Annotated in this window: 1 protein-coding gene; it reads right to left on the bottom strand. The window is 43.8% G+C overall.

Annotated features, from left to right (window positions below; genetic code table 11):
• Positions 1–2,345, bottom strand: a 2,345-nt coding sequence (locus FNZ24_RS21300) for a TonB-dependent receptor plug domain-containing protein (RefSeq protein WP_153916806.1), incomplete at both ends; no start/stop codon positions are given.

The following is a 2,345-nucleotide window of genomic DNA, read 5'->3' as shown; positions in this document are numbered from 1 at the left end:
AGTGAAGTTATAAGCAGACGTTAGGTTCCACTTAGTTTGTGAAGCCACTTCTAAGTCTTCTTCGTTAAAGTCCTCATCATCGATGAATGAGCTGTATGAAACACCATGCATACGTGCTGTATGGTAAGCACCTAAAGTGGTTTCAAAGTCATTAATGAAGTAACTAAAGATCATGTTTGCACGGTACTGAGGTAATCCACCATCTTCAATATCATCATCTACATCTGAAGTCGGGTTTAGCTGACCTTCAGATAATAAGATGTAAGTACCATTGAAGTTAACTCTTAACTCACCCATGTCATTGAAGTCCCAGCTGTAGCCAGCCGTTAAATCAATACCACGTACTTTTTGATACGCTAGGTTTTGTGCAACAGTGTTGATGTGGGTAATGGTGCCACTTGCGTCACGAGTGATCATATCTTCATAGGTATCGTATTCTTGTGCGGCAGTTGAAGCGCTGATATCGCTTACCATGTCGTCAAGTTTCCATTCCCATAAATCAATCGATGCTTCTAAGCTATCGCCGCCCCAAACAGCACCAATGTTAGCTGTGTAGCCTGTTTCTGCTTCTAGCTCTTTGTTTGCACCAGTTGTGGTATCAATGTGTAATTCATTACAGATTTCATTGATGGTTGGATCTGGGTTAGTAACGCCAGGCTGTCCACCCATTGCTGCACACTGCTTAAAGTCGATAACTGTCGTGAAGCCGTTTGTCGCATCACCGTATACACGGTGCATATCTGGTGCACGGAATACGCTGCTCCAAGAACCACGAACTAATAACTCATCAACAGGGCGGTATTCTACAGTCACTTGTGGTGATAAGTTACCGCCAAAGTCACTGTAATGATCGTAACGAAGCGCAGCTGCAACGGTGAGATCTTCAAGAACAGGTACGCTAATTTCTGCGTATGTTGCCCAGAAGTCACGTTCACCAGAACCAGATGAACCACCTGTGGTTAATACTGAACCATTTTGTGTTTCAGAATCAGATTCTGTTTGATAATCTTGTTCGGTGTATTCTGCACCAAACGCAAACATGGCATCACCTTCAGGCATTTCAAATGCAAGACCTGTGATGTTAGCTTGGATATTTTTTTGAGTAGACTGAGCACGCTCAAATGGCGAGTAAGAAGCCGCTTCTACATCTTCATCAGAGATGTTATCAAGTAACGAATTACCATTTTCACCCGCAGTAATGTAATCAAACATGCCGCCTACAGTGGCAAAACCGCTGCGATATACATCAACGTTAGTGCGGCCGTAGTTTGCTGACATATCCCAATCATATTCATCAGCTAACACACCTTGCAGACCAACAGAGAAGAAGTAATTGTTGGTGTTGGTTTCGCCACTACGGTTATCAAACTCGTGTAAACGTCGAACGTAGTAGTAGTCGCCATCTGTTGCGTTAGCGAAATCACCACCAAGACCGGTTGATTTGCTAAATGTTTTGCTCATCAGATCGCCGTAGCTCACTGTTAAGTCGTCACCATTAACATTGATATCGTAGTCATCAATGGCCATAGGCTCAAAGTTAGTGGTCGATTTAGCATTAGCAAAGTCTAGACGGCCTAAAAAGGTAACATCGTCAGATAACTCGTAATTAAAGTTTGTGGTGCTGATAAAGCGGTAGCTTTCTGGCTCAAGATCTCGCCATTCAGAGCGGTCAAATCCACAAATGCTGCGAGCGTCATCCCAGAAGAACCCGCCATCGGTACATTCTTGTGGTGAAAGTTGACGAGCACCTGTTCCAGAACCTGCAATACGAGCGCCGTATGAGCTGTATTGTGAGTAATCACTGTGCGGAACTTTATCAGTGTGAAGGCCGAAGTTTTCGCGATCAGTTGCTTTGAGTTGCTCGTTACTACTAAATTCGATGAAAGTAGAAACGTTACCTTTTGAACTCGAAGAGCCTAATGATAATGCGATGCGGTCATTCATTCCGCCGCCTTCAGTGGTATCACCGTGGCGATACTTAAGAGCTACACCATCAAAATCCTTTTTCAAGATAATGTTAATAACACCACCGACAGCATCAGCACCATAAATGGCTGAACCACCAGATTGAAGAACTTCAATGCGCTCTACAGCTTCCATAGGCAAGTTTGCAGTATCAACAAAGTTATCGGTACCGCCTGCAGGTTTTGGATACTGGTTTAAACGCTTACCATCAATAAGCGTTAGAGTACGACTTGCACCCGCGTTACGTAAACTAATTGACGAAGCTGCAGGGGTAAAACCATGTACTTCCTGAGTCGTCATAGCACCTGTTGTTGAAGTGAGGTTTTGAAGTGCATCTTGGATAGTGGYAAAGCMWKGCTTTACCACTATCCAAGATGCAC

Origin of the sequence: Shewanella sp. TC10 (assembly GCF_009663145.1) — a bacterium.
In the GTDB taxonomy this organism is placed as follows: domain Bacteria; phylum Pseudomonadota; class Gammaproteobacteria; order Enterobacterales; family Shewanellaceae; genus Shewanella.
This window is presented reverse-complemented; position numbering and strand designations above follow the sequence as displayed.